At 25.9% G+C, this 25,874-nt stretch carries 26 protein-coding genes; 18 read left to right on the top strand and 8 right to left on the bottom strand.

Annotated elements, in window-relative coordinates; translation table 11 throughout:
* Window positions 1–10 precede the first annotated feature (10 nt).
* Together O212_RS0111830 and O212_RS0111825 are read left to right on the top strand one after the other, a co-directional pair.
* On the top strand, window positions 11–1,309 hold the full coding sequence (locus tag O212_RS0111830; RefSeq protein WP_024615315.1) for an MFS transporter: 1,299 nt from the start codon (window positions 11–13) through the stop codon (window positions 1,307–1,309).
* Window positions 1,310–1,581: 272 nt separating this feature from the next.
* Window positions 1,582–3,009: an MFS transporter gene (locus O212_RS0111825; protein WP_024615314.1), complete on the top strand. Its 1,428-nt coding sequence runs from the start codon at window positions 1,582–1,584 to the stop codon at window positions 3,007–3,009.
* 38 nt (window positions 3,010–3,047) lie between these two features.
* Here the strand turns inward: O212_RS0111825 and O212_RS0111820 are convergent, their stop codons facing one another.
* The 4 genes from O212_RS0111820 to O212_RS0111805 all read right to left on the bottom strand — a co-directional run bounded on the left by O212_RS0111820 (window position 3,048) and on the right by O212_RS0111805 (window position 6,368).
* Window positions 3,048–3,722: an ATP-binding cassette domain-containing protein gene (locus O212_RS0111820; protein ID WP_024615313.1), complete on the bottom strand. Its 675-nt coding sequence runs from the start codon at window positions 3,720–3,722 to the stop codon at window positions 3,048–3,050.
* On the bottom strand, window positions 3,706–4,533 hold the full coding sequence (locus O212_RS0111815; protein WP_024615312.1) for an ABC transporter permease subunit: 828 nt from the start codon (window positions 4,531–4,533) through the stop codon (window positions 3,706–3,708). Before O212_RS0111815 ends, O212_RS0111820 begins: the two co-directional genes overlap by 17 nt.
* A gap of 5 nt (window positions 4,534–4,538) precedes the next feature.
* Entirely contained in the window at window positions 4,539–5,402 is an 864-nt protein-coding gene (gene pstC / locus O212_RS0111810) for a phosphate ABC transporter permease subunit PstC (protein WP_024615311.1), read from the bottom strand.
* Between the two features lie 69 nt (window positions 5,403–5,471).
* The gene (locus tag O212_RS0111805) at window positions 5,472–6,368 is read right to left on the bottom strand and encodes a phosphate ABC transporter substrate-binding protein (RefSeq protein ID WP_024615310.1); all 897 of its coding nucleotides are present in this window, start codon (window positions 6,366–6,368) and stop codon (window positions 5,472–5,474) included.
* 569 nt (window positions 6,369–6,937) lie between these two features.
* Here O212_RS0111805 and ygjK point away from each other — a divergent pair.
* The 4 genes from ygjK to O212_RS0111785 all read left to right on the top strand — a co-directional run bounded on the left by ygjK (window position 6,938) and on the right by O212_RS0111785 (window position 11,715).
* Window positions 6,938–9,700, top strand: coding sequence for an alpha-glucosidase (gene ygjK / locus O212_RS0111800; RefSeq protein WP_024615309.1), 2,763 nt, complete (start codon window positions 6,938–6,940; stop codon window positions 9,698–9,700).
* Window positions 9,701–9,845: 145 nt separating this feature from the next.
* Window positions 9,846–10,580: a DUF1048 domain-containing protein gene (locus tag O212_RS0111795; protein ID WP_024615308.1), complete on the top strand. Its 735-nt coding sequence runs from the start codon at window positions 9,846–9,848 to the stop codon at window positions 10,578–10,580.
* Window positions 10,581–10,910 (top strand): PadR family transcriptional regulator, encoded by a 330-nt coding sequence (locus tag O212_RS0111790; protein ID WP_024615307.1) that lies wholly within the window; start codon window positions 10,581–10,583, stop codon window positions 10,908–10,910. It abuts the gene before it with no gap.
* Window positions 10,911–11,052: 142 nt separating this feature from the next.
* Window positions 11,053–11,715, top strand: a complete 663-nt coding sequence (locus O212_RS0111785) for a DsbA family protein (protein ID WP_024615306.1) — start codon at window positions 11,053–11,055, stop codon at window positions 11,713–11,715.
* Window positions 11,716–11,780: 65 nt separating this feature from the next.
* On the opposite strand, the gene O212_RS0111780 is transcribed toward O212_RS0111785, so the two are convergent.
* Window positions 11,781–12,611, bottom strand: coding sequence for a polysaccharide deacetylase family protein (locus O212_RS0111780; RefSeq protein WP_024615305.1), 831 nt, complete (start codon window positions 12,609–12,611; stop codon window positions 11,781–11,783).
* A gap of 265 nt (window positions 12,612–12,876) precedes the next feature.
* On the opposite strand from O212_RS0111780, the gene O212_RS0111775 reads away from it, so the two are divergent.
* From O212_RS0111775 to brnQ, 12 genes are all read left to right on the top strand, one after another.
* On the top strand, window positions 12,877–14,844 hold the full coding sequence (locus tag O212_RS0111775; RefSeq protein WP_024615304.1) for an ABC transporter ATP-binding protein/permease: 1,968 nt from the start codon (window positions 12,877–12,879) through the stop codon (window positions 14,842–14,844).
* Between the two features lie 37 nt (window positions 14,845–14,881).
* Window positions 14,882–15,496 carry a TetR family transcriptional regulator gene (locus tag O212_RS16260; protein ID WP_024615303.1) on the top strand — a complete coding sequence of 205 codons (615 nt, stop codon included), beginning with the start codon at window positions 14,882–14,884 and terminating at the stop codon, window positions 15,494–15,496.
* A gap of 102 nt (window positions 15,497–15,598) precedes the next feature.
* Window positions 15,599–15,790: a YwbE family protein gene (locus tag O212_RS0111765; RefSeq protein WP_024615302.1), complete on the top strand. Its 192-nt coding sequence runs from the start codon at window positions 15,599–15,601 to the stop codon at window positions 15,788–15,790.
* Between the two features lie 459 nt (window positions 15,791–16,249).
* Window positions 16,250–16,378 (top strand): hypothetical protein, encoded by a 129-nt coding sequence (locus tag O212_RS17050; RefSeq protein ID WP_278244712.1) that lies wholly within the window; start codon window positions 16,250–16,252, stop codon window positions 16,376–16,378.
* An 18-nt stretch (window positions 16,379–16,396) separates the two neighbouring features.
* Window positions 16,397–16,702 (top strand): hypothetical protein, encoded by a 306-nt coding sequence (locus tag O212_RS0111750; protein ID WP_024615301.1) that lies wholly within the window; start codon window positions 16,397–16,399, stop codon window positions 16,700–16,702.
* Window positions 16,703–16,791: 89 nt separating this feature from the next.
* Entirely contained in the window at window positions 16,792–17,574 is a 783-nt protein-coding gene (locus O212_RS0111745) for a GNAT family N-acetyltransferase (protein WP_024615300.1), read from the top strand.
* 26 nt (window positions 17,575–17,600) lie between these two features.
* Window positions 17,601–18,494 (top strand): serine/threonine protein kinase, encoded by an 894-nt coding sequence (locus O212_RS0111740; RefSeq protein ID WP_029699358.1) that lies wholly within the window; start codon window positions 17,601–17,603, stop codon window positions 18,492–18,494.
* A 166-nt stretch (window positions 18,495–18,660) separates the two neighbouring features.
* Window positions 18,661–19,527: an ABC transporter ATP-binding protein gene (locus O212_RS0111735; RefSeq protein ID WP_024615298.1), complete on the top strand. Its 867-nt coding sequence runs from the start codon at window positions 18,661–18,663 to the stop codon at window positions 19,525–19,527.
* The gene (locus O212_RS0111730; RefSeq protein WP_024615297.1) at window positions 19,524–20,240 is read left to right on the top strand and encodes an ABC transporter permease; all 717 of its coding nucleotides are present in this window, start codon (window positions 19,524–19,526) and stop codon (window positions 20,238–20,240) included. Before O212_RS0111735 ends, O212_RS0111730 begins: the two co-directional genes overlap by 4 nt.
* A 174-nt stretch (window positions 20,241–20,414) precedes the next feature.
* Entirely contained in the window at window positions 20,415–21,029 is a 615-nt protein-coding gene (locus tag O212_RS0111725; RefSeq protein ID WP_024615296.1) for a nucleotidyltransferase domain-containing protein, read from the top strand.
* A 17-nt stretch (window positions 21,030–21,046) separates the two neighbouring features.
* On the top strand, window positions 21,047–21,619 hold the full coding sequence (locus O212_RS0111720) for a nucleotidyltransferase family protein (protein ID WP_024615295.1): 573 nt from the start codon (window positions 21,047–21,049) through the stop codon (window positions 21,617–21,619).
* Window positions 21,620–21,830: 211 nt separating this feature from the next.
* Complete coding sequence (gene brnQ, locus O212_RS0111715) at window positions 21,831–23,126, top strand: branched-chain amino acid transport system II carrier protein (RefSeq protein WP_029699356.1); 1,296 nt, start codon at window positions 21,831–21,833, stop codon at window positions 23,124–23,126.
* Window positions 23,127–23,246: 120 nt separating this feature from the next.
* Here brnQ and O212_RS0111710 read toward each other — a convergent pair whose 3' ends face one another.
* From O212_RS0111710 to O212_RS0111700, 3 genes are all read right to left on the bottom strand, one after another.
* A complete protein-coding gene (locus O212_RS0111710) occupies window positions 23,247–23,435 on the bottom strand; it encodes a hypothetical protein (protein WP_024615293.1) in 189 nt (62 codons plus the stop codon).
* A 52-nt stretch (window positions 23,436–23,487) separates the two neighbouring features.
* Window positions 23,488–24,783 (bottom strand): acetyl-CoA hydrolase/transferase C-terminal domain-containing protein, encoded by a 1,296-nt coding sequence (locus O212_RS0111705; RefSeq protein WP_024615292.1) that lies wholly within the window; start codon window positions 24,781–24,783, stop codon window positions 23,488–23,490.
* Window positions 24,784–25,008: 225 nt separating this feature from the next.
* Window positions 25,009–25,866, bottom strand: a complete 858-nt coding sequence (locus tag O212_RS0111700; protein ID WP_024615291.1) for an MBL fold metallo-hydrolase — start codon at window positions 25,864–25,866, stop codon at window positions 25,009–25,011.
* Window positions 25,867–25,874 lie beyond the last annotated feature (8 nt).

Raw genomic sequence — 25,874 nt, 5'->3', positions numbered from 1 at the left:
TGAGGAACAAATGAAAAATAATAATGTGAAAAAGTGGATTACTCTTTTAGTTCTATGTGCTGGTGGAGGAGTAATTTATAGACTACCATATTTAAGAGAAGTTTTTTACATACCAATGCAACAAGCTTTTCATTTAACAAACTTTCAAATGGGTTTCTTAACAAGTATGTATGGAATAGTTAATTTCTTATTATACATACCAGGCGGAATTATAGCAGATAAGTTTTCTTATAAAATATTAGTACCATTTTCATTAATTGCAACTGGTGCATTAGGTTTTTGGTATGCAACAATTCCTTCCTATACTGTATGCTTGATTATAAACGGGGCATGGGCAATAACAACTGTATTTACATTTTGGCCAACAATGGTTAAAGCAGTTAGAATGCTTGGAGATAGCTCAGAACAAGGTAAATTGTTTGGATTTTTAGAAGGTGGTAGAGGAGTTGCTTCTACAGTAGTATCTTTCATAGCACTTGGAATGCTTGCAAAACTTGGTGAAGGTGTATTTGGAATAAGATCAATAATAATTTTCTACTCAGTTACTCTTATAGTTATTGGTATAGCAGCTTATTTCTTATTAGATGATTCAGAAGAAGAACAAGAAAAAGACAAAGAGGCTAGGGGCGCAATAATGCATGGTATTAAAAAAGTTATAAAAATGCCAGAAGTATGGCTTGCAGCAGCTTTAGTATTTACAACATATGCAGCATTTTCAGGACTTGCATTCTTAACACCATTTGTTACAGATGTATTTAAAATGTCAGTAGCAGTTGGAGCATTTATTGGAATAATTAGAAGTTATGTAATAATGGCATTTGCACCACCAATTGCTGGTGTAATTGCAGATAAGATGAAATCAACAATTAAGTTTATGATAATAGGATTTGTATTATCAATTATATTTACAGGAATTTATGTAATAATACCAGGAAAACCTTCATTTGTAGTATTAGTATTAATAAACATGTTAGTATTATCAATAGTTTTACTTGGAATGAAAGGGGTATTCTTCGCACCACTTGATGAAGTTAGAGTACCAAGAGAATATACTGGTATTGCAGCAGGGATAGTTTCATTTATTGGATATGTTCCAGATATGTTTATAAATTCATATTATGGTGGATTACTTGATAAACATCCAGGACTTGCAGGATATAAGTTAATATTTATATCAATGATAGTATTATGTGCTGCTGGATTAATTTGTGGTGTAGTACTTTACAAATTAGTATACAATAAAAGAAAACAAGAAAAAGTTATTGTAGAAGAAGAGGAAGAAGTTTTAGAAGTAGTACATCAATCATAATTTTAAATTTTGGTTGAACATCATATTAACATAAAAAATGGAGTACCTTTAAATAAAGTTTAAAGGTACTCTATTTTTATTTTTATATCTGTATAAATAATGTTTGTATTTTTAATTAGTAATATAGAGTATATTTAAGTATAAAGAATTTAGTTTGATTTAATTATGTATTAAAGCAAAATTTGCCTTATGAAATTACTTGATTATTTGTATTATAATTATTCTCATGGTTTTAAAATAATTAAACAAAAGATGAGAAAGGATGAATTAAAATGGAAAATAACACGTACAATGCTCTACATGACAATAGATGGAAAATACTTATATGCGTAGTAACAGTAACTTTTATGAACTGTTTAGATAGTAGTATAGTCAACGTGGCACTTCCTATGATATCTGAAGACTTAGGTGTAACTATGGCTTCTGTTCAATGGATTGTTACAAGTTATCTTATAGCAATTTCATGTTTAATATTACTTGGAGGAAGATTTGGGGATGTAAAAGGTAAATGTAATACTTTTAAAGGTGGAATATTTTTATTTACTTTAGGATCATTACTTTGTGGATTATCACATACATTACCTTTACTTGTTGCATCAAGAGTTTTCCAAGGTATTGGAGCATCAATAACTATGGCAAATAGTCTTGGTATAATAACAGACGCTTTTTCAAAAGGTGGAAGAGGAAGAGCAGTTGGAATATCTGGAGCAGCAGTTGCACTTGGAATAATGGTTGGTCCAGCACTTGGCGGAATGATAGTATCATTTAAATGGGAATATATATTTTTAATAAATGTACCAATTGGAATTATAGCATTTATAGCAGCGATGAAAATATTACCTAAAGAAAATGGAGAAAAGAATAAGAAAATTGATATAATAGGAACTATTCTTTTTGCAATATTTATAATATCAATAGTTTTATCATTAACAGAAGGTCAATTCTTAGGATATAAAAGCACTCCTATAATTATTGGATTCTTAATAAGTATAATATCATTTATATTATTTATAGTTACAGAATTAAAAATAGAATCACCAGTTTTAGATTTAAGTATATTTAAAAATAATTTATTTTCAATTAGTGTATTTTGTGGATTTATATCATTTATAGCAATTAGTTGCTTTACAATTTTATTACCATTTTATCTTCAAGATGTATTAAATCTTACACCATTTTATGCAGGATTATTTATGATGATATATCCAATAACTTTATCAGTTGTATCACCTTTAAGTGGGAATTTAGCTGATAAAATTGGTTCAGAACTTATAGCTCTTATAGGTCTATTTATGCTTGCTTTAAGTTTTGTATTTATGTCAACAGTACATGAATTAACTCCTTTATGGCTTATTGGAATATATTCTGTTTTAATGGGAATTGGTAATGGAATGTTCCAATCTCCAAATAATACACTTGTAATGTCTACAGTAAAAAGAGATAAACTTGGAATTGCAGGTAGTATAAATGCTTTAGTTAGAAACTTAGGTATGATATTTGGTGTAACACTTGGAACAACTCTTTTATATAGTAGAATGAGTAGTATGCTTGGATATACTGTTACAAACTATGTTAAAGGAAAAGATCATGTATTTATAAGCGCTACAGATTTTGTTTATGTAGTTGCAGCAGTAATATGTTTTATCGGAGTTTTAGTTAGTGCTACAAGATTTAGAAAGAAAAGATTAGCTAATAAATAATTGTTTTTAAAATATTTTAAAGGACTGTAATTATGAAATTACAGTCCTTTTTTTATTAATTTACCATCTTCAATATATATTTTTTTATCTGCAATTCTTTCAGCTTGATCTAAGTTATGAGTTACAACTATTATCGTATAATCTTTCTTTAAAGATTTTAAAAGATTTTCTATATTTAAAACATTTTTATAATCTAGAGCAGAACAAGGTTCATCAAGTAATAAAACTTTAGGATTTACAGTTAATGCTCTAGCTATGCATAATCTTTGTTTTTGGCCACCTGAAAGTTTTAATGCATTCATCTTTAAGTTACCTTCAATTTCATTATATAAAGAAACTTTTTTCAAGTTTTCATAAACAATTTCTTTTAAATTTTTTAAGCCAAAGTATTTTGGGCCATAAATCATATTTTTATAAATTGAAAATGGAAATGGAGTAGGATTTTGAAAAACCATACCAATTTCTTTTCTTACCATTTGAAGTGGCATTTTTGATATGTCTTTATCATCTAAAAATATTGAACCTTCTTGTTTAAGTGAATTATCTTCATCTATCATTCTATTTATAGTTTTAAGCAAAGTAGTTTTTCCACCACCTGAAGGTCCTAAAATTACTGTTATTTTATTTTTTTCAATATCCAAATTTATATTATTTAAAATAATTTTATCTTTAGAATTAATAGTTAAATTTCTTATTTTAATCAAAGTGTTCATCTTTTTTAAGACCTCCTAAAATTGCACCTAAAAAGTTTATAATAAGAACTAAAATTATAAGAACAAATGCAGTACCATAAGCTTTATCAATACCTATACCTTGTTGCATTAAAATATAAAGATGGTAAGGTAATGACATAAATGGATCGAGTAAACTTTCTGGAGAATGAGTATTAACAACAGCACCTGTTAACATTATAGGAGCGGTTGCTCCCATTGCAAAACCAGAAGCCATAGTTATGGATGTTATAATTTCTTTTTTTGTTCCATTTAAGACTAGGTGTATTATTGTATATTCCTTTGATACACCAAGGGAATAAGATGATAATAAATATTCTTCTTGAAATTCTCTAAAACATTTTTCAAGTCTAACTTCTATGTAAGGATATATCATAATTGCTAAAGTTATTGAAGCTGAAAGAACACTTTTACCAAAGCCTAAAGTTACTACTAAAAATGCATATCCAAATAAACCAAGTATTATTGAAGGAACACCTGATATGCACTGAACAATAGTACATACAACATTATTAAGTGTCTTATTTTTTATGTAAAATACGTTAAATATAGATGTACATAATCCCATTATTCCAGCTATAATACTTGCAATAAATGTAGTTAATAAACTTCCTATAATTGCAGGGAATATTCCTCCATTAGAACCTATTGGCATACCTTTTGGAGATTTGAATAAAAATGTGAAATTTATTTGTGATATTCCTTCTTTAGCTATAAATATTAAAATAAAGCTTAATACAACAACAACAATTAGCATACTTAAATATATCCATATATTAATAAGTTTTTTCATTTAAATTACTCCTTTATTACTGAATCTTTAACTCTTTGGAATACTATGTTTATTATTATAAGTACTATCATAAGGACAAAGCCTGATGCATAAAGACCATAGTAATGAAAGCTATAAAGTTCTGATGAGCCAACTTCAAGTGCTAAAAGTGAAGGGATAGTTTCAGCTTTACCTAAAAGTTTTGGCATAATAGGAGCATTACCAATAACCATCATAACAGCCATAGTTTCACCCATAGCTCTTCCAAGGGCTAATACTATACTTGCTATTATACTTCTCTTTGCAGATGGAATTATAAGATTTAAAATCATATAATTTTTTGATACACCAAGAGAAGATGATGCTTTACCATATTTATTATAAATTTTAGTGAAACTTTCTTCTAAATTGGATATTATATATGGAATTATCATTATAGATAAAACTATAGCACCAGCTAGTACACTTTCTCCAGATTCCTTATTGAAAGTAATCTCTATAAATTTAACTACAACTAAAAGTCCAATAAATCCATAAATTACTGAAGGGATTCCAGCAAGTATAGATATAAAGGAATGAATTAAATTTTTAAGCCTTTTATTTACAAAAAAACTAATATATAAAGCAGCACCTATTGCTATTGGAGTTGCAATTAAAATTGCTAAAAATGAAATGTAAAGAGTTGATAATATCATAGGAAGTATACCAAGCTCTACTGGATCACTTAATGGATTCCATTCTTTTGAAAAAATAAATTTTGTAAAAGAATAGTCCTTAAAAAGAGCTATACTTTCTTTAAAAATAAATAATACAATAAGTGCAATTAAACTTAAAGAAATTATAGCTATTACTTTTATTATAAGTTTAAATAACTTATCTCTTATATTCATAAAATAAATCCTTTCTTTTAAAATAAATTAACTTGTAGCATAAGATTACACTACAAGTTAATTAAATAATTACTTTTCAGGAATAAAACCTAATTTTTCTACTACAGCTTGACCATCACTAGAAAGAATGAAGTCAACAAATGCTTTTTCAGAAAGATTTAAATCTCCACTTTTTATAATTAATAATGGACGAGAGATTTTATATTTACCATCTTTAATATTTTCTTTTGTAGCTTCAACTCCATCTACTTTTAGTGGTGTTAATTTTCCTTTATTTTGATTAACAACACCATATGATGCATAACCTATTGCATATTCATTTTCCATGATTTTGCTTGTTAAGGCACCCATTGAAGGAGCTTGTATAACATCTTTTTTTACTTTTACATCTTTCATAACATTCTTTTGGAATACTTCATGAGCTCCACCACTTAAGTCTCTAGTAATAACTACGATTTCTTTCTTTGGTAAGCTTTTATCTAAGTCACTCCAATATTTATATTTTCCAGAGAATATATCTCTTATTTGTTCAGTAGTTAAGTTATCAGTTTTCTTTAAAATTGGATTCTTTGGATTAACTGATATAGTTAAAGCATCAGTACCAATTTTGAATTCTTTAAAATCTTTTATTTTCTCTTTTTCTTCTTTTTTTACAGTTCTAGATACAAGTCCAAGGTCAGCAGTTTTATCAATTACAGCTTTTACCCCTTCACCAGAACCACCAGATGTTATTGGCATTTTAATTTCTTCTTCTGGAAACTCACTATTAATTTTGTTCCAAGTAGTTTTTCCATTGCTTGTAAAAGCTTCTTTTTCAGCATCAATTACAGGAACTAAAGTAGAAGATCCAGCAAAAGAAATTTCGCTTTTAAAATCCTTTGAATCATTTGTAGATTTGCCACAGCCTGTAAATAATAAAGATACAGGAATTAAACATGACAGCACTAAGGTAGTAATTTTTTTCATTATTAACAATCCCCCTAAAGTTAATTTTAAATTTGTCTTTTGAAAAATTATACATATTATAGAAAATATATATAAATTCTATAAAAGTTTCTAAAAATATTTTATCATAATAAAAATATATATAAAAGATATTAAATAAATATATAAAATTAGAAATTTATAAGATAAATAAAGATAATCTATATCAAATATATATTTAAATAAATTTTTTAATTTATATTAAAAGGATTTAAAAATAATATTAAATCAATTTACTATAGTAAAGTTTTAAAAATAATATGTAAATTTAACTATTTAATTAAATTATTTGAAAAAGTTATTATAAATACTTTAAAAATTTTAAAATAATAGTTAAAAAAATAATAAAAGTGAATTTAGAGAAGTTTGAAAACGTTTAATAAGGGTTTTATAATAAAATCTGAATGGTTATAATAATTTATTTTTCTTTTAAGATATTCAAGTTAGTTATGGAAAATTTATATATTATAGGTTAAAAGATGTATTAAAAGTAGTTTATAAAATTCCATAGTTAATTTATATAACTTAAAAGGAATAAAGGGGGATTTTTAATGATTTTTAAGAAAAGGGCAATTAAGTGTATTGCTTCTTTTGGAATGTCATCAATGGTACTTTTAAGTTGTACGGGAGTAAATGCTTTTGCAGCAGAAAGCGGAAAGGAGGTTACAAATTATAAAAATGTATTAAATGTAAAAGGAAACATAACAAGTAGTTTATATGGGGAAAATTCAAATAATAAATATAATAATTTCTCTGATAAAGGAGCATGGCATGGATATTATCTGCCAAAGGAAAGTGATACAAAGAATTATGGGGACTTCCAAGGTCCAGTAATAATTGGTCAAGAATATCCAATTAATTTATCAGATTCAATAAGTAAAATATACATAACAAATTCAGATACTGGTAAAGTATATGATTTAGGAAAAGATAGTAAAGCTACTTTTACATATTACCCAGGAAAATTAGTTGAAAATTATAAATTAAAAGATTTTACTTTAGTTTTAGAACTTATATTTCCAACTAATAGAACTGCATTAATTAAAACATCTATAATAAACAATACTGATAAAGATTTAAATCTTAAATTAGGATGGAAAGGTCATATATTTAATGAATTTAAAGAAGGAGGAGGTTCAGCACCTCTTAATCAAAAATTATTAGCAACTAAAAATGGAGTAGAAATTACTTTCTCAAATATTGAGTATACTTGGAACTTTTTTTCAACAGATCAAACTAGATTTACAATAAATTATAATGGAGATACAAGTACAAAGGTAGATGGTAATAGTTATACAACTGAATTAAATAAAGGTATAAAAATATCACCCAAAAAAGAATTTAAAACATATACAACAGAAAGCTACACTTTTACAAAGGAAGAGCTAAATAATGAAAATGAAAAGATAAATAATTTATTAGCTAATGGAGATACATACTTTAATAAGAATAATGAACGTTGGCAAGGATACTTAAATAAAACTTTTGATGGAACAAAGAGTATAGATCCTAAATATGAAAAAGTAGCAGTAAAAGCTATGGAAACTCTTACTACAAACTGGAAGAGTAAAGCTGGAGCTATTAAACATGATGGAATTGTTCCTTCAATGTCATATAAATGGTTCTTAGGAATGTGGGCTTGGGATTCATGGAAACATGCAGTTGCAGCAGCTAATTTTGATGGAACACTTGCTGAAAATAATATAAGAGCTATGTTTGATTATCAAGTAAAACCAGGAGATAAAGTTAGACCACAAGATGCTGGAGCCGTAATAGATGCAATATTTTACAACAAAGATTCAGAAAGAGGGGGGAAAGGTGGCAACTGGAATGAAAGAAACTCTAAGCCACCTCTATCAGCATGGGCAGTATGGAATGTATATAAACAAACAGGTGATGTAAGTTTCTTAGAAGAAATGTATCCTAAGTTAGTTGCTTATCATAAATGGTGGTATGAGAACAGAGATCATGATAAAAATGGTATAGCTGAATATGGAGCTATGGTTCATAATGCTCACTACTTATATGATAAGGATGGAAATGTAGTTAAAGATAAAGATGGAAATCCAAAATTTGATCCTAATGCAATAATCGAAGCTGCTGCTTGGGAAAGTGGAATGGATAATGCAACAAGATTCGATGTTAAAGGATCAGGTGAAGGAGATGTAGGGGTAAAAGTATTTGAAAATAAAAATAAAGATGGAAAAGTTGTTGGATACTCTATAAATCAAGAATCAGTTGATTTAAATGCATATCTTTACGCAGAAGATGGATTCTTAAAATCAATGGCTGATGTTTTAGGTGAAAGTGGAGATGCTGCAAAATTTGAAAAGCAAGCTGAACATATAAAACAATATGTAGATAATAATATGTTTGATAAGAAAACAGGATTTTTCTACGACCTTCAAATTAATAATGATGGAACAAAGAAAAAATTATTAGTTAATAGGGGAAAAGGAACAGAAGGTTGGATACCATTATGGGCTAAAATGGCAACTAAAGAACAAGCTCAAGCAGTAGAAAAAAATATGGTTAGTCCAGATAAGTTTAATACTCCAATGCCATTCCCAACAGCTTCAAAGGATAATCCTAAATATTCACCTACTCAATACTGGAGAGGCCCAGTATGGTTAGATCAAGCATTATTTGGAGTAGAAGCACTTCAAAATTATGGTTACAATAAAGAAGCAAAATCAATGACAGAGAAGTTGTTTAATAAAGCAGAAGGATTAACTGGAGATGGTCCAATAAGAGAAAATTATGATCCTGAAAATGGTAATGGATTAAATTGTAAAAACTTTAGTTGGTCATCAGCATCATATTATTTATTATATAAAGATTTACTTGCCGCAAACAAACCACATACAACTTCACAAACTGCATTTGCAGTAGAAAACCCAAATACTAATAATGATAAAGATAATTCAGATAAAAATAGCGGAACAACAAGTAATGATAAAACAAACAACGATAAAACAAATAATAACCAAGACCCTAATAAACAAACAGATAATAAAAATAATAATACAAATACAAATAATTCTACTAATGCTTCAAAAGATAATAATAGCACAGCCAATGCAACTACAAATGATAAATCAAAGGACACTGCAAATGATAAAAAACAAGTAGTAAACTCTGAAGCAAATAGTCAAGATAAAGATTTAAATAAAACAGATAAAAATAACCAAGATGATAATTTACCTAAAACAGGTTATGAATATGGAATATTATCAGTTATGGTAGCAGCTTTATTAATGTTAGTTGGGGTAGTATTTATAAAAAAGAAAAATAAAGTAGAAGATGAAAAATAATATAAAGTAAAAATAAGGAAGAAGTTAAGAGGTTAAAAATTTTAACTTCTTCTTTTTATTTTATAGTACCTTGTTTGACAAAGTATATACCTTGTAATACAATACACATATACTTAAGAATAAATATTATTTAGGAGATGGTAATATGGGTATTAAAGAGAAATATTTAAAAGAAATAAATAAGCTGAGTAAAAGAATGACCAAAGAAGATGAGAATATATACGAAGAAATTGTAGTTTATATGAGACTTTCAGATTTAAAAGATATAGATGTAGAAGAAACTTTAATAGAAATTGCAGATATGATTATAGAAGCTGAAAAAGATGGTAAAGATATAAAATATTTAGTTGGAGATAATTATATAAAATTTTGTGATAATATAATAAATGAAATAAAAGTTAAGTATACTAGAGTTGATAAAATAATAAATAATTTTAAAATTCAAGTATTTTTAATTTCTATGGCTGTATTATTTACTATAAATTACTTAATGTCTCAATTAACAAGTATATTAATGGGTAAAGGATTTACATTAAATTATAACCTGACAATCAATCAATTAATTTCAAATTTAATAATAGCTTTAATGTGTTATTTAGTATTTTCAGAAATAAAAAAGGATTCTATAAAAGAATGTAAAATTAAAGTTTATGGTGAAAAGATTAAAAAAGATAATAAAATATTAAAGTTTATTATTTTACTTATAATGATTTCAATTTCTATAATAATAACTGTAAAAACAATAGTTCCACAAATAAATTTAATTGATATAAAAATATACTTTTTAGTGTTACCATTTGGAATTTTATATGAGCTAAATAACTATATAAGTGAAAAAGAATATAAGAAAAGAAGAGGATTAAAGAAAGAGTTGATATAAATGAGCAAAAAAACACAAATGCTTAAAGGTACATTGGAAGGATGCATACTTGCAATAATTCATAAGAATGAAACTTATGGATACGAGATAATATCAAAGTTAAAAGAATATGGTTTTGATAATGCATCTGAGGGAACAATGTATCCACTGCTTTTAAGATTAGAAAAAGCAGGGCTTTTAACTGCTACTATGAGAGAATCAAATGTTGGAGCTAAAAGAAAATATTATAGACTTACTGATAGCGGAATAGATGAGCTAAATAATTTTATAGAAAATTGGAATGAGCTAAAAGTAAATATAGATAATATAATAAATTCAATAGAAGATTAGCTTTAACTTTTAAAACAATAATTATTAACATTTAATACTGCTTATATTATTTATATTAATATACAATTAAATAACTTTTAAGTACATTGAAAATGAAACTTCATTGAACTATTATGTATGTAAAGATTTGGAGGTAATATTTATGGAAAAGTATTATGAAATAATTTATGTATATGATGGTTTATGTTCATGGTGTTATGGTTTTGATGATGTAATAAATGAAGCTTATGAAAAGTTTAAGGATAAATTTAATTTTAAAATAGTAAGTGGAGGTATGTTTACAGGAGAAGCAATGGTACCAGTAAAGATGATACTAAAAGAACATTATAAAGAAGGATATAATCGTATTTTTGAAGTTACAGGTGCTAAAATAACAGAAGCGTATTTAGAATTAATAAGAAAAGAAAACTATAAATTAAATTCAGAAAAAACAGCACGTGCTTTAAGTGCATTTAGAACTTATGGATTTAAAAAAGAAGATGAATTTAAATTTATAAAGAAATTACAAAATCAAATATTTTTTGAAGGATTAAATCCTAATTATGATGAGTTTTATAAATCACTTGCACAATATTTTAATATAAATGAAAATGAATTTTTAAGTAAAATGAAAGAGAAAAGTGTCATAGAAGATTCTATTAAAGATTTTGAATATGCAAAGATGCTTAAAGTTAACTCATTTCCACAAGTTTTAATAAAAGAAAATGAAAAGAAATATTATCTTGCGGCTAAAGGATATACAGATTTAAATACTTTAATGCAAAGAATTAATAATATAGTTAATGAAATAGAATCTAATAAATAAACTAAAAAAAATACTAAGGATTATAAAATAATTTAATTTATATTCCTTAGTATTTTTAGTTTATCTTACTTTAAAGAAACTGTTTCAAGCGGCTTAACTTCAATGATTTTTTGAGTTTTTGAAAGGTTAGTAAATATAGATAACCAAATAGATATTCCGTTTGGATTGAAAACTTTACTACAATCAGCAAAGAATTGAAGTCTTTTTGAAGCATTTATGTAATCTACTATTTCAATATTAGTTGCATACCAGATATCTTTTTTATGACCAATTTTTTTTGCAAAGTCCTCTATTAGTTTCCAGTTATTATCCCTATCGAATTCATAGCTATGTCCCCAAACATAGAAAAGACTTAGTAAATTTTTTCTATCTCTTTTTAAAAATTCATCACAAAGTTCTAATAATTTATGATTATGGTGACAAGTTGGTTTCCATTCATAAAAATCTTTTGGCATATTAAAGTTTTCAGAATTACCAGTAATTCTAGAATAAGCTATTCCACACATTTTCATAATATTTTTAATTTCTAAATTAAATGTACCATAAGGATAAGACATACCACGAACAGGATAATCAACTACATCTTCAATATTAATACGATCATTTATAACTTCTTGTATATTAGTAGTCATATTAGTTCGTGTCATATCAGGATGATTTAAAGTATGGCATGCTACTTCATGACCTTTATAAAGTTCTTTAACTTCATAAAATGGAACTTTATCATAAACATCTACATCATCTAAAATTAAATTTGAATTTAAATGGAAAGTTCCTTTAATACCATTTTCATTTAATATTTTAACTAATCTTATATCAGCTAAAGAACCATCATCATAACTTAAAGTTAAAGCTTTAACTTTTCCGTGAGGAAAACAAGTATAGACTCTTCTCATATAAAAAACCTCCCTTATTACTAAGTAAAATTATACTACTTTAGAAATAAATATAATTAAATTATACAAAAAGTTCATAGTATTTAATTTAAATAGAGATAAATTAAAAAAATATTTTTAGTATTATATGATTAATTATTTTAAAAAGTAGATAAAATATTAATTGATTAAGGCATATATTTCAATTGACATATGACAGCTTGTCATATAAACTTATTAGAAATGACAACTTGTCATATAATGTTAAAGTTAGAGGAGATAAAATATGGATTTATTACAATTAAAAAATATTAATAAGTATTATAAACTAGGTAATAATCAAGAGTTTCATGCATTAAAAAATATTAATGTATCCTTTAATAGAGGGGAGCTTGTATCTATAATAGGTGAGTCAGGTAGCGGTAAATCTACAATGATGAATTTAATTGGAGGTTTGGATTCTGATTTTACAGGTGAATTACTTATAGATGGAAAGAATATAGGTGATTTTAAAGAAAAAGAATTAGATGAATATAGAAAGAAAAAAATAGGTTTCGTATTTCAAAGTTGTAATTTAATACCACATTTATCTATATTAGATAATGTAACTATTGCACTTACTTTATCTAATGTAAGTAAAGAGACTCGTATAGAAAAAGCTACTAAAGTTTTAAAGGAAGTTGGACTTGAAGAACATATTCACAAAAAACCAAATCAGTTATCTGGAGGTCAAAAACAAAGAGTTGCAATAGCAAGAGCTTTGGTTAATGATCCAGAGATAATACTTGCAGATGAGCCAACAGGGGCATTAGATTCTGAAACAACAGAACAAGTATTAAACATTATAAAAGATATTGCAAGAAAAGGTAAGCTTGTAATAATGGTTACTCATTCAGAAAAGGTTGCAGCCCATTCAAGTAGAATAATAAAAATATTGGATGGAGAAATAGTTGAAGATATTGAAGGAGTAGAATTAGATAACGTTTCTTTTGAAAATATAGCAGAAAATAAAAGCAACAAAAATTTAAGCTTTTTTTCAGCAATAAGACTTGCAGCAAATAATATGAAGCAAAAACTTAAGAGAAATATATTAGTTGCTGTAGGGGTAAGTATAGGGATTATGAGTGTTGTATTAATGTTATCTTTAGGGAATGGAATGAAATCATATTTTAATGATATGATAAAAAGTTTTATGAACCCTTTAGTAGTTGAAGTTAATATGCCGGCAGAGAAAAATTCTAATAATCCAAATGACCCAGCAGCCGCTATGAAAGCCATGATGGGTGCAAAAGAACCTTTTAAAGATAAAAATATAAAAGAATTATCAAAAATAGATGGTGTTAAGGAAGTACAAAAAGGATTTAGTTATATAAATATGTCAGGAAATAATTCATTAAAATATGGAGATAAGAAAAGCGATATAATGATGTTAAATAGTATGTCATCTGCCATAACTGATAAAAATGTAGAGAAAGGTAAATTACCAAAAAACAATGAAATTTTAGTAAGTGAATTAGTTGAAAAAGAACTTGGTGAAAATATTATTGGAAAAAATGTTAAATTAAAAGCATTGGTTCAAGGAAAAGAAGTTGAAGGAACATTTAAGGTAAGTGGTATTTATACAACTGGAAACAAAGACCGTATGTCAGAAACAACAGAAGTTGTGTTTATGAATTATAATGATTTAAATTCATTACTTAAAAAGAAAGATGAAAACTTAGATGCAAGTGTTATATATCTTGTTGCAAATACAAAAGAAAAGGCAAGTAATATAAAAACAAAGATTTTAGATATGGGGTATCAAGGATCAACTCAAGAAATTATGGGAGATCAAATGATAACAATGTTAAATGTATTAACAATAGTTCTTGCTGGTATTGCTGCTATTTCTTTAATTGTTTCATCGATAATGATATTAGTAGTTCTTCATATAAGTGTAGTTGAGAGAACAAAGGAGATTGGATTATTAAGGGCAATAGGAGCAAGAAGTAAAGATATAAAGAGAATATTTGTATCAGAAGCATTTTTAATAGGGTTATTTAGTGGTATAATTGGCTTAACTGGTGCATTTTTAATATCAATTGTTGCAAACATTGGTTCAATGGAAGTTTTTGATATGAAAGTTATAAATATAACTCCAGCTTATGCAATATGCGGTATTCTTGTAAGTACAATTGTAAGTATGTGTGCAGGTCTTGTACCAGCTAGAAAAGCTGCAAAATTAGATCCAGTTGATTCATTAAGAACAGAATAAAATAATTACTTTAAATATTGATAGGAGAAGATTATAGATGCCCTTCCAAACATTTTTTAATTTACAAAAAGATAAACAAAATAAAATTATAACTGCTTCAAAGGAAGAGTTTAGCAAATATAGTTTTTATGATGCTTCAATAAATAGAATAATAAAAGAAGCGTGTATATCACGAGGAAGCTTTTATCAATATTTTGAAAATAAAGAAGATTTATTTATATATATTTTAGATGAATTTAAATATAGAATGCTTGAATCATTAGCAAAAAATATTAAAGGTAAAAAATATGATATATTTGAATTTTTAACTTTAGTTTATGATTTTATAACTGAGGATACAGCAAATAGTGAAGATAGAGATTTTATAATAACTACAGTTTCAAATATGGATATAAAACTTTTAAATCATTTATTTGCATTTTTAAAGCCAGATAATTTTTTAAAATATAAAGATTATTTTATAAAGCTTGTTGATGTAAGTAGTTTAAAAGTAAAAGATTTTGATGAACTTATAAGTCTTAATAGTATGCTTATGAATATAATGATGAATCAGATTTCTATATTTTTTAGTAATATGTGTCATAAAGAAAAGTGTAGAGAGGACTTAATAAGAAAATTTAAATTTATAAAATATGGTGTAGTAGAAAAGTAAAAATTTAAATATTAAAATATGTAATTTTAAAATTGCCTAAAAGTTTCTAATTATTTTAGGCAATTTTTATTTTAAATGATATAAATAGGAAAGAGGAAAAATATGAATGGAACTAGAAGAGCGGATTTAAAACTAGGTATGAAAGTTATGGTAGTTCAAAAGCAAGACCAACGTTCTGGTAAATTAACAGAAGGGGTAATACAAAGAATTCTTACAAATTCACCAAATCATCATAGAGGTATTAAAGTTATGCTTGAAGGTGGTATTGTTGGAAGAGTTAAAGAAATAATTTGAAGAAGATTTCAAAAATGTAATTTATATGAAATATAAATCGATACTTAATTTTATTGTGAAATTATATAATTTGAATTGTAAAAAGAAATTAAACAATAAATTAGTGGAGAGTGATAAGGATGAAAAAATTTTTTGGAGTATTAAAAGCAATAGCAGTAGCAACTTTTATAGGATATGATGAAAATAATATAGAAAATTTATAATTACTAAATTTTGAGGACGATTATGGATGAATTTAATATTTTAGAATATACAAAATGGCCTATTTAAATAGAATTAAAATTTTATTTAAATAGGCTTTTTTATAATTAAGTATAAATTTAAAACAAATATTATAATATATGGAAATTTATTCTTGGGAGTTATATTATATAAGTAAGAAGATAAAAAATAATCTTATAAGGAGGTAAATAAAATGAATAAAACAATTCATATATTTTGGATATATAAGATAGGTTTTTGGGATTATTAGGAAGTGTAATAGGATATTTAGTTAATAACAAATGGCTAATATTTGGAATGATAATCGGATTAGGATTAGGATGTATATTAGAGATAACTACAAAAAAATATAACTGTGAAAAATAAATTTGAGGGGATGAGTTTATGGAGAAGTCAAAAGTTACTAGGAAATTAGGTGTAGGAAGTTTATCTTTATTAATTTCTATAATATCTATAGTTTTTTCTTTTACTTATGTAAATGGGAATTATGTTGGAACTTTTATAATGAGAGCATTAGGACTTGAAATTCCAACTTCAATAATTTCTATAATATTATTTTTAATAGCAATATTTATTGGTAATAGGTACCGAGGGGATAAGTTTGCAAAGATTGGGAAAATTTTAGCTATGGTTTTTATTTCAATAATGGCACTATTATCAACAATTAGCTTAATAATAGGAATGCTGTAAAGCGTTATTTTAATACTTTGATTAAAGAAATTAAAGAGAAATTTATAAGTTAAAATTCTAAGAAATTTATTTTAGAAGGGAGTGAGTTTATGATTTATAAAGCTGTTTTAAAATCTAATAATGAATTAAGAGATAAAGTAATGAAGCTATTTAGTGGAATGGATGATACATTAATACTTTCATGTATTCAAGGACATATGGGAAGTATTTTTGTTGATAATCTTAAAGAACCTACTTGTGTACAAGCTTTAGTTGGAGATTTTACTTTCTTTGCAGGAGATTCAAATAGTGATGGGCTAGGTGAGTTATTAAATAATATTCCTAAAAATATGTTTATAGTTCCTCAAAGTGATAGTATTGGAAGGCGTATTGAACAGATGGATGTAGAACTTTCAGAGAAGTTTAGCAGATATTCATTTAAAAAGGATATAAATAATTTGGATATTAACAAAATAAAAGGATTTTTAATTCCATTAGAAGATGGATATGAATTAAAAAAGATTGATGAAGAAATTGCAAATAGCAAATCTTTAAATGAGCTTTCAGAAGATTTTACAGGTCAATTTGAATCAGTAAAAGATTTTCTAAATAGGGGAATTGGATACGTTATAATTCATAATGGTAAAGTTGTTAGTGGGGCATCAAGTTATACAATTTATGATAATGGAATTGAAATAGAAGTTGATACAGATATTAATTATAGAAGAAAAGGACTTGCAACTATAGTATCGGCAGCACTAATTAAAGATTGTCTTGAAAGAAATATATATCCAAGTTGGGATGCAGCAAACTTAAATTCAAAAAGTTTAGCTGAAAAGTTAGGATATGTGTTTGATAAAGCATATGATACTTATTATATAAAAGTTAAATAAGGTTATTTTACTTAAGGGGGAATAATTTGAATAGTATAATAAAAAAGATTGATGATGTAAGTTTTGAGTTGAAAAAAGATTTTGATTTTAGATTTTTAAATAAATATGGACAGGTTTTTAAAGTATTTGATAAACAAGATTCAGGAAATATTTGTTTTGGACTTAAAGATGGCAATAAAAAGTTATTTATAAAATATGCAGGAGCACCTACTATTAATTATGGTGGAAAGAGTGAAGAGGCTATTTTAAGATTGAAGAATACAATTTTAATATATGAGGATATCAAAGATTCAAATCTTATAAATTTAATTGATCATTTTGAAGTAAATAATGGGTATGCTTTAATATTTGAATGGATAGATGGTGAATGTTTGCATGAACATTGGAATTTTGACAAGTATCCAAAGTATGTTCATCCAAAATCTCCAAATTATAAATTTAGTAAATTGGATTTAAGATATAAGCTTAAATGTCTTGATGATATTTTTAAACTACATGAATTAATAGCTAAAAAGGGATATGTAGCAATAGATTTTTATGATGGAAGTATCATATATGATTTTTTAAATAATAAAACTACAATATGTGATATAGATTTTTATACTAAAGGTCCTATAATAAATACTATGGGAAGAATGTGGGGATCAGATCGATTTATGTCACCAGAAGAATTTGAATTTGGAGAATCAATAGATGAAATTACTAATGTATATACTATGGGAGCGATTGCTTTTGAAGTTTTAGGAGATAATAAAACTCGGGATATTGAATCTTGGAAAGCTTCAGAAAATTTATATTATATTGCCAAAAAAGCTGTAAATAAAAATAGAGAAAAAAGATATAAATCTATTAGTGAATTTTATAATGCTTGGAAAATGGAGAATAATAAGTTAAAGGATTATAGTGAAAATGATATTTGAAGCATTAAATTGGTCAGGAAAGGCTTTGCAAGCTATTGTTATGAAAAGGAAACTATAAATAATGATAATGATATATAGGTTAAAAAGGATAAGTTTATATTTGTTCTTTTCTTTATACTATAATGATTAATTATGTTTTTCAAATATTAATTAAATAGGGGGAAATATGAATTATAAAATTAGAGTATCTAATTTAAAGAAGAGTTATGGGAAAAAAGAAGTTTTAAAGGGAATATCATTTGACATAAAAGAAGGAGAAATATTTGCGATTTTAGGAATAAATGGTGCAGGTAAAACAACTACTCTTGAATGTATGGAAGGTTTAAGAGAATATGATTATGGAAAAATATATATTAATGGAAAAGTAGGGGTGCAGTTACAAACATCATCTCTTCCTGAGAATATAAGATGTTATGAAGTTTTAAATTTATTTTCAAAGTGGAATAAAGGAAGTATTGATAATGAATTAATAAAGAGACTTGGATTAAAAAATATATTAAAAAAACAGTATAAAGAGCTATCTACAGGACAAAAAATGAGATTACATTTAGTATTATCAATAATAGGTAATCCTGATATTATTTTTCTTGATGAGCCAACGGCAGGCTTAGATGTTGAAGGAAGAGTATCTTTTCACGAAGAAATTAAAAGGTTAAAAAGCTCTGGTAAAACAATAATAATAGCAAGTCATGATATGGCAGAAGTAGAAAGCTTATGTGATAAAATAGCTATTTTAAAAGATGGATGTATAGTTTTTATAGGAACAGCAAATGAACTTACAAACAATATAAAAAGTGTATATAAAATAAAAGTAAAATTATCAGCTAAATTAGAAAATTTACAAATTAATTATTCAGAGTATAAAGGAATCGATAAAGAATATTACAATTTTGAATCCAATTGTGTTCATGAAGCATTGTTAGAACTTCTCAATTTAATAAAAGAGAATAAAATTGATATTAATGATATAAAAATAGAACGTGCAAGCTTAGAAGAATGTTTTATGAGTATTACTAAGGGGGATGAGGAATGAGTGCATTTTTATATGGTGTTTTAATTAAGTGGAAGTTGGATTTAAGAAATAAAGGAATACTACTTACTTATTATATAGTTCCTTTAGTTTTCTTTTTATTTATGAGTAGGATATTTACATCAATTAATGAAGAAGCATATAAAACACTTATTCCATCAATGACTGTTTTTGGAGTAACTATGGGAGCAATTATAGGGTTTCCAACATCGCTAGTAGAATTTTTTAATAGTGATATAAAAAAATCTTACAAAGTATACAACATACCTTTTTTCTCAATAATAGGTAATAATTTTATTTCAGGATTTATACATTTATTCATTATGAGTTTGATTTTATTTTTTATTGCTCCTATAGCATTTGATGCAACTATTCCAAATAATATATTTTTATATTTTATTGGACTTTTAATATTTCTTTTTGCATCATTGTCAATTGGAACATTAATTGGATTATTTGTAAAAAGCATATCTAAGCTTACAATGATATCACAGTTTATCTTTCTTCCATCAATAATGCTTTCAGGTATTATGTTTCCAGTAGATTTATTACCAAATATATTTAGAAATATAGGGAAAGTATTTCCAGCAACTTTAGGTTATGAAATAATGAGTACAGGAAAGTATGATACAACTAGCTTATTACCATTAATTATAATAATTATATTTAGTATAATTATTAGTATTTGGAAGGTAAAAAGGTTAGAGATTATTTAGTATTTAATATATTTTTTAAGTTATGATTGTGGATTAATTAAGATTAAAAATTTTTAGTGTTTACAAGTTAAGCAGATAGAATAAAAATTTCTATCTGCTTTTTGAAATATGTTACAATTATAATAAAATTTTCATCACAAATAAGTAATAAAAAATAGTAAGGAGTTATTGGGCGTGGATAAAAAAGAAGAGATAGAGGTTTTGAAAAAATACTTAAAGAAAAAATATAATTGTCATTCAATAATATTATATGGATCATTATCAGACGGAACAGAAACTAATGAAAGTGATATAGATGTAATTTGTTTCTCTGACAATGTTAAAGAACAAAATGATACAAATAAATTATTAGGAAGAGAGTTAGATGCGTGGATATATGATACTAATGTTATGTATGACTTTAAAAAATTAATTCATATTTTGGGTGGCAAGATAATATTAGATGAAAAAAATATGTGTAATAAGCTCTTAGAAGATATTGATAAGTATTTGAAAACAGAAGAAAAATTAAGTGATGAAGAGATTAATTTTCAAAAGAGTTGGCTTCTTAAAATGATAAATAGAGTAAAAAGAAATGATATTGAAGGGAATTTTAGATATCATCTTTTATTAACAGAAGGGCTTGAAATATATTTTAATATAAAGGGTATTAGGTATATGGGACCTAAGAAATCACTTAATTTTTTAATGGAAAATGATAAAATTGCATTTAATTATTTTAATGAAGCTTTAAAAATTAATTCAGGGTTAGAAGAAGCAAAAAGATTGGTTGAATTTATTGTTAAATAAAATAAGGGAGAAAAGTAATGAATAATAGTAAAGAAGTAATACTAGATAAATATTCACTATTAAGTGATATAGGAAAAAAGTTTAATAAAGAAGGAATATTGTGGGCGGTTGGAGCTTCAATAGTGTTAAATTATTATAATTTAATTGAAAATCCAAATGATATAGATATATTAGTTAGCTTAAAAGATATTGAAAAAGCTGACAATATTTTAAAAGAAATGGGAATAAAGAAAGAATATAAAAAAACAGAAGATTATTCAACTGAATATTTTTATGAATATGTTATAGAGAATATTGATATTGATGTTATGTCAGGATTTAAAATTAACCATAAGGATGGAGTTTTTGAATATATATTTGATGAAAAATCAATAGACAATGTAATGCAAATAAATGGAGAAAATATACCGCTTACATCTTTAGAAGATTGGTATGTTATATATCAACTTATAGAAGGAAGAGAATATAAAGTACAGAAAATAGAAAAGTATTTAAATGATAATGGAATAAAAAATAATGAGTTATTAAAAAGATCATTGAATGGAATTTTACCAAATAAGGTTAAAGAAAGAATTAGTAAATTAATATAATAATTTAAAAAATAATATAAAATGTTTAATAAAATAAGTTTTAAATTAAATGAATTTTATATTATTTTATTATTTACAAAATATTATTTTATATGATAAAATGGACAAAACATATAGCATTGTAGAACAGAGTAGTACAGTTAGGAAAAGTAGGATTTAAGTTATTAAACTTAAAAGAAGGAAAGTTAATAGTAGTATAGGAGGTATGAACATGAATAAAAAGCATGATTTCATAGCAGTAGGATTCACAATATTTGCCATATTCTTTGGAGCTGGAAATTTAATATTTCCACCAGAGATTGGTATAAATTCAGGTAAAGATTGGTTTATGTCTTTATTAGGATTTTTTATTTCAGGTATAGGATTACCTCTTCTTGGAATATTAGCTCTTAATAAAGCAGGAAGTTTAGAGAAGTTTGGAGAGAAAATAGGTTCTAAATTTACAAATATTTATACAGCACTAATACTTATATGCTTAGGGCCAATTGTTGCTATCCCAAGAACTGGAGCTAGCACATATGAAATGGGTATTTTACCTAACTTAGGTGATTCAATAAGCTCAGTAGTTTTTGCAGTAATATTTTTCTCAATAACACTTGTGTTAACTTTAAGGCCAACAAAAATTGTAGGATATATTGGTAAGGTATTAACACCAATTATTTTGGTTATACTTTCAGTAATTATAATTAAAGGTATATTTTTTACTGAACATATATTTAGAGATGGAACAGTAAATGGATTTAGTTATGGATTTATAAATGGATACCAACCAATGGATGCATTAGGAGCACCTCTTACAGCAGTAATTGCAATAAATGCAATTGTTGCTTTAGGTTATAATAAAGATTCAGATAAAAAGTCTATATTAAAGAAAGCAAGTATAGTATCAAGTATTGGATTTGTATTTGTGTATGGAGGATTATTATTTTTAGGGGCAGCCCTTGGAGGATATTTTCCACAAAATATAAGCCAAGCTGAATTAACTATAGGAATTGCACATTTAATTTTAGGTAATTTTGGTAAGATAGCACTTGGAATTGCTGTTGCAGCAGCTTGTCTTACAACTGCAATTGGATTAACAGCAATGGTAGGAGAGTTTTTCTCAAAATTATTAAAAGTTAAATATGAAATTATAGTTACAATAATTTGTGTTTCTTCAGCAATAATTTCAATTGCTGGTATAGGAAGCATAATATCACTTGCAGTTCCAATACTTATGATTTTCTACCCAATACAAATAGTTCTTATATTATTTAATATAATTGGAGTAGAAAGTAAATTAACTTACAAAATAACAGTTTACACAACTCTTGTAGTATCTGTATTAGATGTACTTCATACTAAATTTGGAGTTACAGCACTTAATGGAATATTTAAATTTGTACCATTTGCTAGTGCAGGATTTGCATGGATAGTACCAGCAGTAATTGCAGTAGTAGTTTCATTAGTTATTAATATTTTTACTAAAGAAGAAGAGGCAACTGTTAATATGTTAGATGTGGAATAATTTGTTTAATAATATAAATAAAAACGACATGTTTTAAAACATGTCGTTTTTATTTTGAACAATTGGAGTATATAGTGGTTTATTTTAAATTATTTATATTATAAAAAATAATTATTAAATTTAGTTACCTAAAACTTGGGATGCATTTTTGATTACGTTTTCAATGTAATCAGTAGTTTCTTCACCAAAGTAATTTAGGATTTCTTCACAAGAGGATGAGTTTTTAGCAAGCATTTCAAGCATTTTGATTTGATTGTTTAAAATATCTATTTGTCTTTCCATTTTTTTGATTGATTGTTTTTCAGTCATATTGAACACATCCTTTTTTATAAAATTTATTATATTAATTTTAGATTATTATTTAAATAATATTATTTGATTTTGCAAATTCAGTAAGTTCATCTCTAAATTTAGGGTGAGCTATTTTTATTAAACTTTTAGCTCTATCTTTTACACTTTTTCCAGTAAGATTTGCTATTCCATACTCAGTAACAACGTAATCAACATCATTTCTTGAGTAAGATATAGAAGTTCCTGGAGCATGTCCTGTTGATATAGTTGAAATTTTATCATCTTTAGCAGTAGAGTGGAGAGCTATAATTGATTTACCACCTTCTGATATAAATGCACCAATTCCAGTATCGCTTTGTCCACCTGTACCACTGTATTGATTAAAGCCAAAGCTTTCAGATGAACACTGACCAGTTAAGTCAACTGATAAAGCTGTGTTTATTGAAATCATTTTATTATTCTTTCCAATTACAAATGGATCATTTACATAATAACAAGATTTTAATTCCACACAAGGATTATCATCTAAGAAGTCATAAAGTTTTTTCGTTCCAAGAGCAAATGTTCCAATTATTTTATTTTTATGAAGAGTCTTTTGGCTGTTTGTAATAACTCCAGCATCAAAAAGATCAACTATTCCTTCTGTAATCATTTCTGTATGAACTCCTAAATCTTTTTTTGTCATTAAAGATTTAGCAACAGCATTTGGAATTCCACCAATACCAAGTTGGATAGTAGAACCATCTTCAACTAAAGAAGCTATATAATCACCTATTATTAAATCTTTATCTGATGGTTCTTTTGGTTGAAGCTCTGGAACTTTAGTTGTGTTTTCTATTATATAATCAACTTCGCTTATATGAACTTGTGTATCTCCATGAGTTTTTGGTAAATTTTCATTTACTTCAAAAATTACTATATCTGCTTTTTCTACATTTTCACGTTCATAAACTAAAGAAAGTGAAAGAGAAAAGAAACCATGTTTATCCATTGGAGTTACAGCTCCAACAAAAATATTAGGTTTTTTATATTTTAATCTTTTAGTTGCAGAATATCTTAAGTGAGTAGGGATGTATGAACCTAATCCGTTTTTTCTAGCATTTCTTGCAGGACCTCCCATAAATAAAGATTCATTAAAAAAATGTCCCTTCATAGCTTCATTTGTGTTATAAACATACTCATTTAAGCTTAACATTGTTACTACATTAACATTTTCAACCCTGTTTTTTATTGTGTGTAATTTATTAAGAAAACCTTGTGGTTCACATGGTCCTAGTGAACAAACTATTTCATCATTTGATTTTACAAGGTTTAATGCATCATCTATTGAGATAAGCTTTTCATTATATTGTTTTGAATAATTCATAAAAATACCTCCATTATACCAATAATAAGTTAAAAAATTAACAAAAGGGATAAAAAAAATCGCAGCTAATCTATAGACTTTATAGAATAGCACGCGACTCCTAATTCTCATAATGCGTACATCAAATATATATAATCTTTTTATATATAGTATTTAATTTAAGTTTATTATATACCATATATAAGAAAAATAAAACATATATTTGAAATTGTTTACAATTTATTATTATAACTCTTTTTTATTACCTTCAACAAAGCAATTCATATCATATATTTCATCTTCAGTTGGCTCTTTTTTTAATTCTTTTCTGAATTCATTTATACAATCTTCTATAGAAGTTTTGTCAGATACAATATTACTTAATAGTTTCATATGGTTAACATATTTATCAAAACTTTCTTTAGTATATATTTCATGATGAGATGGAACGTAATAGTCTGCTTCATAACATTCAAGTTCTATTAGAAGTGGTATAAATTTATCTTTTGAATAGCTCCAATTACCGTTATACATGTCCAAATAAAGAGAATCACCAACAAAGGCTGTAGTTTTAGATGGTTCCTCAATTAAAACTATTGAGTTATCATTTGAATGATCACTTGAAATGTGTTCAACAAAAACTTTAACTCCACCTAAATCTATCTTTAAAAATTCATCATAAATTATATCACCTGTAGGTATTAAAATTTCTCTATCATCATTTGGGTGTTCTATTTTTATATGTTCTAAGCAAAATTCAATTTCTTCACCAGTTTTAACTCTTTCTTCAATTGCACTGTTTGTCCATTTTAAATCTCTAAGTCCATCAAGTTTTTCATTAGTTATACCATTTACTATATTTATTAAGTTCATATAGCTTGCTCCAACTATATGATCCCAATGCCAGTGAGTTATAACTAAATATTTTATTTCTGAAGTTGCTAGTTTTTTTGCTTCTTTTAAAAAGCTTTCTGCATGAGCTTTTGAATTACCTCCATCAATAATTAAACTATATTTATCTCCAATTACAAGGCCAAGTGCAGGTCTATCACCAGACTCTTTATTTTCCATATAATATACTCTATCTGTAAGCTTTTTTAACATAGTCTCAT

The organism is Clostridium sp. Ade.TY (genome assembly GCF_000498355.1).
GTDB lineage: Bacteria > Bacillota > Clostridia > Clostridiales > Clostridiaceae > Clostridium.
The sequence above is the reverse complement of the archived record's forward strand: the minus strand, read 5'-3'. Positions and strand labels throughout refer to the sequence as shown.

Excerpts from the sequence above, each read along its gene's own strand:
- O212_RS0111830 (WP_024615315.1), top strand. The coding sequence starts at position 11 with ATGAAAAATAATAATGTGAAAAAGTGGATTACTCTTTTAGTTCTATGT.
- O212_RS0111825 (WP_024615314.1), top strand. The coding sequence starts at position 1,582 with ATGGAAAATAACACGTACAATGCTCTACATGACAATAGATGGAAAATA.
- O212_RS0111820 (WP_024615313.1), bottom strand. The coding sequence starts at position 3,722 with ATGAACACTTTGATTAAAATAAGAAATTTAACTATTAATTCTAAAGAT.
- O212_RS0111815 (WP_024615312.1), bottom strand. The coding sequence starts at position 4,533 with ATGAAAAAACTTATTAATATATGGATATATTTAAGTATGCTAATTGTT.
- pstC (WP_024615311.1), bottom strand. The coding sequence starts at position 5,402 with ATGAATATAAGAGATAAGTTATTTAAACTTATAATAAAAGTAATAGCT.
- O212_RS0111805 (WP_024615310.1), bottom strand. The coding sequence starts at position 6,368 with ATGAAAAAAATTACTACCTTAGTGCTGTCATGTTTAATTCCTGTATCT.
- ygjK (WP_024615309.1), top strand. The coding sequence starts at position 6,938 with ATGATTTTTAAGAAAAGGGCAATTAAGTGTATTGCTTCTTTTGGAATG.
- O212_RS0111795 (WP_024615308.1), top strand. The coding sequence starts at position 9,846 with ATGGGTATTAAAGAGAAATATTTAAAAGAAATAAATAAGCTGAGTAAA.
- O212_RS0111790 (WP_024615307.1), top strand. The coding sequence starts at position 10,581 with ATGAGCAAAAAAACACAAATGCTTAAAGGTACATTGGAAGGATGCATA.
- O212_RS0111785 (WP_024615306.1), top strand. The coding sequence starts at position 11,053 with ATGGAAAAGTATTATGAAATAATTTATGTATATGATGGTTTATGTTCA.
- O212_RS0111780 (WP_024615305.1), bottom strand. The coding sequence starts at position 12,611 with ATGAGAAGAGTCTATACTTGTTTTCCTCACGGAAAAGTTAAAGCTTTA.
- O212_RS0111775 (WP_024615304.1), top strand. The coding sequence starts at position 12,877 with ATGGATTTATTACAATTAAAAAATATTAATAAGTATTATAAACTAGGT.
- O212_RS16260 (WP_024615303.1), top strand. The coding sequence starts at position 14,882 with ATGCCCTTCCAAACATTTTTTAATTTACAAAAAGATAAACAAAATAAA.
- O212_RS0111765 (WP_024615302.1), top strand. The coding sequence starts at position 15,599 with ATGAATGGAACTAGAAGAGCGGATTTAAAACTAGGTATGAAAGTTATG.
- O212_RS0111750 (WP_024615301.1), top strand. The coding sequence starts at position 16,397 with ATGGAGAAGTCAAAAGTTACTAGGAAATTAGGTGTAGGAAGTTTATCT.
- O212_RS0111745 (WP_024615300.1), top strand. The coding sequence starts at position 16,792 with ATGATTTATAAAGCTGTTTTAAAATCTAATAATGAATTAAGAGATAAA.
- O212_RS0111735 (WP_024615298.1), top strand. The coding sequence starts at position 18,661 with ATGAATTATAAAATTAGAGTATCTAATTTAAAGAAGAGTTATGGGAAA.
- O212_RS0111730 (WP_024615297.1), top strand. The coding sequence starts at position 19,524 with ATGAGTGCATTTTTATATGGTGTTTTAATTAAGTGGAAGTTGGATTTA.
- O212_RS0111720 (WP_024615295.1), top strand. The coding sequence starts at position 21,047 with ATGAATAATAGTAAAGAAGTAATACTAGATAAATATTCACTATTAAGT.
- brnQ (WP_029699356.1), top strand. The coding sequence starts at position 21,831 with ATGAATAAAAAGCATGATTTCATAGCAGTAGGATTCACAATATTTGCC.
- O212_RS0111710 (WP_024615293.1), bottom strand. The coding sequence starts at position 23,435 with ATGACTGAAAAACAATCAATCAAAAAAATGGAAAGACAAATAGATATT.
- O212_RS0111705 (WP_024615292.1), bottom strand. The coding sequence starts at position 24,783 with ATGAATTATTCAAAACAATATAATGAAAAGCTTATCTCAATAGATGAT.
- O212_RS0111700 (WP_024615291.1), bottom strand. The coding sequence starts at position 25,866 with ATGTTAAAAAAGCTTACAGATAGAGTATATTATATGGAAAATAAAGAG.